Annotated in this window: 8 protein-coding genes and 1 pseudogene; 1 reads left to right on the top strand and 8 read right to left on the bottom strand. The window is 51.2% G+C overall.

Annotated elements, in window-relative coordinates:
- The 5 genes from F7B33_RS04740 to twy1 form a co-directional block, all read right to left on the bottom strand.
- Positions 1-125: class III signal peptide-containing protein (locus F7B33_RS04740; protein ID WP_297073448.1), on the bottom strand; the 125-nt coding region annotated here is incomplete at its 3' end.
- Between the two features lie 44 nt (positions 126-169).
- Complete coding sequence (locus tag F7B33_RS04735; protein WP_297073444.1) at positions 170-787, bottom strand: hypothetical protein; 618 nt, start codon at positions 785-787, stop codon at positions 170-172.
- Positions 780-1,940 (bottom strand): cell division protein FtsZ, encoded by a 1,161-nt coding sequence (locus F7B33_RS04730; RefSeq protein ID WP_297073440.1) that lies wholly within the window; start codon positions 1,938-1,940, stop codon positions 780-782. Before F7B33_RS04730 ends, F7B33_RS04735 begins: the two co-directional genes overlap by 8 nt.
- 6 nt (positions 1,941-1,946) lie before the next feature.
- A complete protein-coding gene (locus F7B33_RS04725; protein WP_297073437.1) occupies positions 1,947-4,172 on the bottom strand; it encodes a prenyltransferase/squalene oxidase repeat-containing protein in 2,226 nt (741 codons plus the stop codon).
- Positions 4,173-4,233: 61 nt separating this feature from the next.
- Positions 4,234-5,235: a 4-demethylwyosine synthase TYW1 gene (gene twy1, locus F7B33_RS04720; protein ID WP_297073446.1), complete on the bottom strand. Its 1,002-nt coding sequence runs from the start codon at positions 5,233-5,235 to the stop codon at positions 4,234-4,236.
- Between the two features lie 124 nt (positions 5,236-5,359).
- Here twy1 and F7B33_RS04715 point away from each other — a divergent pair, with 124 nt between their 5' ends.
- Positions 5,360-5,491: a hypothetical protein gene (locus F7B33_RS04715; protein ID WP_297073435.1), complete on the top strand. Its 132-nt coding sequence runs from the start codon at positions 5,360-5,362 to the stop codon at positions 5,489-5,491.
- On the opposite strand, the gene F7B33_RS04710 is transcribed toward F7B33_RS04715, so the two are convergent.
- The 3 genes and pseudogenes from F7B33_RS04710 to F7B33_RS04700 form a co-directional block, all read right to left on the bottom strand.
- Positions 5,476-6,051, bottom strand: a complete 576-nt coding sequence (locus tag F7B33_RS04710) for a HemK2/MTQ2 family protein methyltransferase (RefSeq protein WP_297073433.1) — start codon at positions 6,049-6,051, stop codon at positions 5,476-5,478. The two genes, F7B33_RS04715 and F7B33_RS04710, sit on opposite strands and share 16 nt — an antisense overlap.
- A gap of 36 nt (positions 6,052-6,087) precedes the next feature.
- Positions 6,088-6,258 carry a 30S ribosomal protein S27ae gene (locus tag F7B33_RS04705; RefSeq protein ID WP_015858123.1) on the bottom strand — a complete coding sequence of 57 codons (171 nt, stop codon included), beginning with the start codon at positions 6,256-6,258 and terminating at the stop codon, positions 6,088-6,090.
- A gap of 10 nt (positions 6,259-6,268) precedes the next feature.
- Positions 6,269-6,353 (bottom strand): annotated as a pseudogene (locus tag F7B33_RS04700) (30S ribosomal protein S24e); the annotation flags it as partial.

The following is a 6,353-nucleotide window of genomic DNA, read 5'->3' as shown; positions in this document are numbered from 1 at the left end:
TTGGAAGGAGAGTCCGAACTAAACGTAACGTTTCTGACTGAATAGAGTAGCATAATTAACATTATCGCGAACACCAGCATGAACTCGAGCGAAATTTGACCCCGCCTTTTCAGGACTAACCCCATTACTCACCCTCCAATATAAAGATATAAGGAACAATATTTAACAATTACTCCTCAGATTTACCTTCAACAACCGCAAAAATGCCGGATGGTGTTTTCTTGGTTCTAATACCGAAGTAACCCCCGGTAAAGAGTTTAAATTTATATCTGTCCTCGGAGAGACGGTGCTTAGTTAGGATGGCCCTCAACTCATCGATAAAGAACTGGGTGAGCTCGTAGTAAATTAGGTCAAGTGAACTTCTAACATAGGTCCGGATAAAAATTGCAAGGGGTATTAGAGAAATACCAACCAGTAGCCATGGGACACCAGTCAGCAGTGTTATAACGCCCGTTGCTACAATAATCCCTCCTAGAATCCCATATAATGCCTTTTCAAGCCTTTCGAGTTTCCTGCCAAGTCTGACTTTTTCCTCCCAGATGTCAAGCAACGCCGGATTGTAGAAGTCAAAGGCAGTATGTCGTTTCCCCTTGGCAATCCTCTCCCTTATCAGGGCATCCCAGTCGTCGGTGTAGTAGATAACCTCCCCGCGGAGCTTTGCCCTCTCAGCGTCGAGGGATGAGATAATCCTAATTAGGTCCTCCGCGCTCTCGTGGGCTATGTGGGAGTAAACCGATTTCTCATCGAGCTCGAGTGCTACCTCAACGGAGTCCCTGATTTCACTCATTCTTCTTCCTCCTGGGACCTTTTATGAGACCACCTATATCCAAAAGCTCCCCAGAGGATTCATCGGGGATAACTGTGGGGTAGACGTCATCAAAGTCTGGCAGACCGTTGAAGAGTTCACTCTTCTTTGTTTCGGCTTCTCTCTTAGCTTCCATAAATGAGCGTGCGTATTCCTTAGCAGTCCTCACTATTTCCTCTATGCTCCTGCTCTCGTAGATTCCACTGAGGAGCGTTACGACCTCAACCTCCCTCTCGCGCGGGTCTGGGTAGAAACCCCTGAAAATCTGCTTGCCCCTGATTTTGTTCGTGAGGTAGTCCAAAGCTTCGAAGATGTCACTCGCCTTGAGAACCTCTGGAGGACCATGTATAGCCACGAGCCCATAGAGGGCCGATTCTATGTTGGCGTCGAGGTAAAGGCCCTCGCTCTCGAAGGAGCGTATAATTAATCTCGACAGGCTCTTAACCTTGCTCGCATCGGCCTTCGCGTAACCCACAGTGGCGAAGCTCCCGAAGGCCTTGAGGATGAACTTCAAATCGCTGGCATCTAAGGTTTGCTCACCGGGAACATCCACCAGAGCAAGCAGGGACGCTATCCTCTCCACTATGGTGTAATTAATCCTCTCGTAGGCCCGGCTTATGTCATCGTTGCCTTCCTTGAGCTTGTTGTTGTCTATCGCGATAATCGAGTCCGCTATCTTGGAGAGCTTGTCTATCGTTATCGCCGCGTTTATGGTTGGCCTTATGCCCTCCTCCTTCAAAGGCAGGGCCCCTATGGCGACCACCAGGGAATCTGGGTACTCCTCTTTCAGAGCTTCCGCCAGGACGGGCGTTCCCCCTGCACCGGTTCCGCCACCGAAGCCGAAGGTGAGGAAAAAGATGTCAACGTCATCGTAACCGACTATGGAGTTTATTTTCCTCATAACTAGGGGCAAATCACGCTTCATAGCTTCCCTGCCAAGTATCGGATTGGCGTTGACACCCTTTCCCCCCGTGAGGGCCTCTCCAATGAGGATTCTCCTGTCCTGAGGAACGTGCTTCAGGTAGTCTAGGTCACCCCTTGAGGTGTTTATTGCAAGGGTCTCGAAGTCAACCAGCGCGAACAGGTCTGCTATCTTCGTCCCGCACTGGCCAATCCCTATTATCAGCGCCCTCAAGGGCTTTCACCTCACCACTATTTGCCTGAATATGCCGTCTTCGTATGTTAGTACCATTGCATCTCCCCTTATGTAGCGTATGAATCCTGTGGTGAATAACTCAACGGCCATCCAACGGCTTGAGTTAGAGTAAAACACGAAGAGGACCTTTCCATTAGGGGTGTATCCCGGAACTAGGACTATCGATGAGTCCATCGGTGCGGTATAGTTCGCCACCACAACGTTACCGTTCTTCAGGTGGAAGGCTATGTAAGGATTGTACACCGAGACGTTATAGCTTCCATAGGGGACTATTACTATGTAGTAACCCTTATTGACCTTAGTCGTGTTGGCCATCACGAACGAGTTCCCGTAGAGTTTCACAAGTGAATCGTAGACCTTCTGGGTATCGTTTGAGGAGAGGCCGATTGTTATTACGTTGAAGAGCTCTGAGCCAAGGGCAAGCCTAATCTCGTCGAGGGTAACTTTTGGAACGAACTTGTAACGGGAAAGGTACATCACTGCAAAAGCAGTTTCGACAGTTTTACCATTGATTTCCCCACTTTCCTTGGCTTTTATCACGAAGTTAAGGGCCTCCCTGCTGAAGTTGTAGCCGAAGTTCGCGAGGACATCGGTAGTGCGGACGGTTAATTCAACAGTCGGCTTCATCTCTACAACACGACCGCTAACCGGGTCATAGTAGGGCTTCCAGTAGGCCCAGCCACCGTCAAAACGCTGTGAAACGAGCCACTCGGCATGAGGTTTGAGCTTCTCCTTGGGAACAACCCCGATAAATGCCTCCAGTATTGAGACCGTTGTTAGGACATCGGGCCGAAGCATGTAAGAGAAATACGGTGTTGAGACGTATATTCCCCATCCACCGCTGGAGGTGCTGAGAACCCAATTGATTGCCCTCTGAATTAGGGAATCGTTTGCCGGAACACCAAGGTCGAGGAGCGCTCTAACAGCGAGGGCAGTTTCGTAGGGCTGTGGACCGAGGTCGTTGCCCCAGAGGCCGATTCCATAGGGGAGCTGGGAGGCGATTATATCCTTGATTGCTTCGTCTTTCTCATCCTTTGAAAGGGCATTGAAGCGGATGAGCGTCTCGAGGGCGTAGAAGTAGGCCGGGGAGAACCTGTGGGTGCTCACCATCTTCTGGGCATCAACCTTAAGTGCTTCCTTCGACCACTCAAGGGCCTTTTCAATGGACTCGTTTGAAGGAACACAGTATTTGAGGGCCAGAAGGGCGTAGTAGGTGGCCTTCTCGTTGGAGGGCCCCAACTCAACGAGAGGCCATCCCCCATCCCTGTTCTGGAGGGCCTTTAACTCCGAGCAGGGCGCCGCGTAGGGGTTTATCTCAACGGGAATCTCGGGAGAGTACTGCTCAAGGTACGAAACTGCCAGAAGGGCATAGGCGGAGGTCTTAACTACCTCAGGGGTCGTCATGGGATAAGTCGGGGTGGAAACCCAGTAGGCGTAATTCCCGGAAACGTTGGCGAGCTCAAGGAGCTTGCTAACGAAGTAGGAGGTTGTAAAGTCCAGAGGCCTCACAAGTTCTAGGGCGTAGGTGAGCATTGCCCTGTCAAGTACGGTTACGTTCGTACCCTTTAGAACGTTTTCAATCTCAGAAACTAGTTTCCTTGGAACCGGGTAACCAACGGAATGGAGGGCTATCACTTTAAGAGCTAAGGTCTGTTCCTGCGGAAGTGTGGAAGGCGCTGACAGAAGAAACGTTACGGCTTCCTTTACAGGACTTTCCGTGTAGTAATAGCCGTACTCGCCGAGGGCCCAGAGGGCCATGGCCGTTGGGTAAAATTCTGGCCTTGTCTGAGGAACGTAACCCCATCCACTACCTGAGGTTGAACCCATCAGATAGGAAACCGCCCTAGAAATTGCACCGGAAACAGGCCCAGAATGAATCGGTGAAACGTAAGGCTTCGCCATGATTAAAGCTATGAGAGCATAGGAGGTATCCACGACGTTGCTCGTCTCATTGGGGAGGTAACCCCACCCCCCGTCGGGATTCTGAAGGGATAGCAACTTCATAGCCAGGGAGTCAATTTCACCGGAGCTGGCGTTACCAACGGCCTTCTGGGAACCCGAAAGGGCCATCAGAACGAGGCTCATGTCCCTAATGCTCTGAACGTTTAATGATGCATCGGAGAGAAATGCAACACCGCCACTTATCACTCCCGCGGAAGCAGTGGGAAGAACCATAAGAATGACCATTAAAACCAGGGCCGTCCTCTTCATATCCTCACACCCCGAAAAAAATTGAGGGGAAGATACATAAAGTTTTCCGAGAAGAGGAGAATCAATCCCTGATAAACCTTCCCTCGAGACCCCTGCCGCGTGAATCGACGTCGTCACGCATTATTAGCACTACCCTGCTCGGCTCGTATTCGTCCTCGATGTGATAACCGGGTAAGTGCTTCACAAGCTCCTCAGCAAAGGCCCTGATTTCCTCATGGCGGGGCATATTGTTTATCGTGAGCCTGTTCCTTGAGAAGCCGACGAACATGTAAGCCTTTGCCTCTACGAACATCGGGTTAGCCATCTTAATCAGCTCGGCGTATTTCTCTGGACTGTGCATGTTCTCGCCCTTCACAAGCGTCAACCTTATCACAGTCCTCGTTTTCGCGTCGCGCATGAGCTTTAGCGTCTCCTTAATCCTTTCCCAGCCGTCGGGAATCATGGGGACGTTTACCCTGTTGTACGTCTCTACATCAGGAGCGGTTAGGGAGACGTAGAGCTGAGTCGGTAGCTTGTCCTCTCTAATCATCTCCTCAAGCCTTTCCGGAACGGTACCGTTGGTGACTATAAATGTGGTAAAACCCCTCTTGTGGAACTCCTCAACGAGGTCACCCATGTAAGGGTAAAGCATGGGCTCGCCGGAGAGGCTTATTGCCGCATGCTTCGGGTTCCACGCCTCTTCAAACTTCTCCTTCGGAACCTTTGGATTGCCCTTGTAACCAACCAAAAGCTTCCTCTGGGCCTTTATGCTCTCCTCGACTATGAACGCTGGGTCATCCCACGGCTGTGGAAGTTCAGTTCCTAGGAAACCCTCCATCGGGCGCCAGCAGAAGATACAGTTATGGGTGCACCAAGCCAAGACCGGCGTCATCTGGAGACAGCGGTGGCTCGCTATGCCGTAGAACTTCTGCTTGTAGCAGAACCTTCCCTTGGTGAGGCTCTCCTTGAGCCAATGGCAGAGTTTAACCCCGCTGTGCCTTCCAACGAGTTCGTAGTGCTGTTTTCTAAAGAGAAGCGCGATTTCCTCGGGCATATTAGGGTTGGCCTTAACCACTATCGCCATTAGTCTCACCTAACCGAAGACTCGGGGGAGGTTTTAAAAAGGTGATTGGGCACAGGTGTGCATCGTCGAAAAATCTTTCGGCAATCTACGAAAGATTTAAAAGGAAAAGGTCGAGGTTGCCACCATGAAGACCATAAAGCCAGAGCCCATGCTCAAACCCAGAGAGATAGTTCTCTTTTCCAGTGAGGAGGAAGAAAGCAACGAGAGACCGAAGGTCAGGCTCCTGCATGAGGTAAAACGCTATCGCCTGGCCTGAACGACGACGATGTCCTCAAAAAAGACGTGCCTCTTAGCTACAACCCCGGCACTAAGACCTGAGTCTTCAAACCTTCTCAGGGTCTCCTCAATCCCCGTTATCGAGCTCTGGACGAGGTAGACCCGTCCTTTTGCGCTCAAATAGTCAGGAACCTCGACTATGAAACGGTCTATCACATCCCTACCAGTCTCTCCACCGACCAAAGCAATGTCTATGGGTTCCTCGGGTCTGCCGGGAAGGTAGGGGGCGTTGAAGGTTATCACATCGAACTTTCCAGAAACGTTCTCAAAGAGGTCGCTCAGCTTGAACTCGACGTTTTTAATGCCGTTCAGTCTAGCGTTTTTTCTCGCGAGTTCAACCGCCTTGGGGTTTATATCCACCCCGAGGACGTAGCTGGCCTTCTTAGCCATTAAGAGCGCTATCAACCCTGTTCCAGTTCCAACGTCAAGGGCCCTCTCGCCTGGTCTGACCTCAACGGTCTCGGCCAAAAGGAAGGTGTCCTCGGCCGGCTCGTAGACGTTTTCGTCGAGCAGAATTTGAAGGCCGTAGTATGTGGGCATAGGAGGCACCCGACAAAAGGCGAGAAAAAGGGAGAATCACTTCTTCCACTCGGTGTAGCCACACCTACCGCAGGACCAGCGGTCCTTGTGGTTGGCCATGAAAACGCCCGGCCCACAGCGTGGGCAGAACTTGTTCTTCCTGACGACCTTTCCGCCCTTAACCTCGTAGAGCTTCCACTTCTGGCTGGTCTTTTTCTTCTTGGCCATCTACACCACCTCACTCCTCCTCTTTCTGGATGAGGCCATCTCTAAGCAGTATATACTCGGGCTCGATGTAGAGCATCCTCTCCCTCGTCTCGTAG

This window comes from Thermococcus sp. (assembly GCF_015523185.1).
GTDB lineage: Archaea > Methanobacteriota_B > Thermococci > Thermococcales > Thermococcaceae > Thermococcus.
This window is presented reverse-complemented; position numbering and strand designations above follow the sequence as displayed.

What these genes read in the sequence shown, in the direction of transcription:
- F7B33_RS04735 (WP_297073444.1), bottom strand. Translation starts at nt 787, where the DNA reads ATGAGTGAAATCAGGGACTCCGTTGAGGTAGCACTCGAGCTCGATGAG.
- F7B33_RS04725 (WP_297073437.1), bottom strand. Translation starts at nt 4,172, where the DNA reads ATGAAGAGGACGGCCCTGGTTTTAATGGTCATTCTTATGGTTCTTCCC.
- twy1 (WP_297073446.1), bottom strand. Translation starts at nt 5,235, where the DNA reads ATGGCGATAGTGGTTAAGGCCAACCCTAATATGCCCGAGGAAATCGCG.
- F7B33_RS04715 (WP_297073435.1), top strand. Translation starts at nt 5,360, where the DNA reads ATGAAGACCATAAAGCCAGAGCCCATGCTCAAACCCAGAGAGATAGTT.
- F7B33_RS04710 (WP_297073433.1), bottom strand. Translation starts at nt 6,051, where the DNA reads ATGCCCACATACTACGGCCTTCAAATTCTGCTCGACGAAAACGTCTAC.
- F7B33_RS04705 (WP_015858123.1), bottom strand. Translation starts at nt 6,258, where the DNA reads ATGGCCAAGAAGAAAAAGACCAGCCAGAAGTGGAAGCTCTACGAGGTT.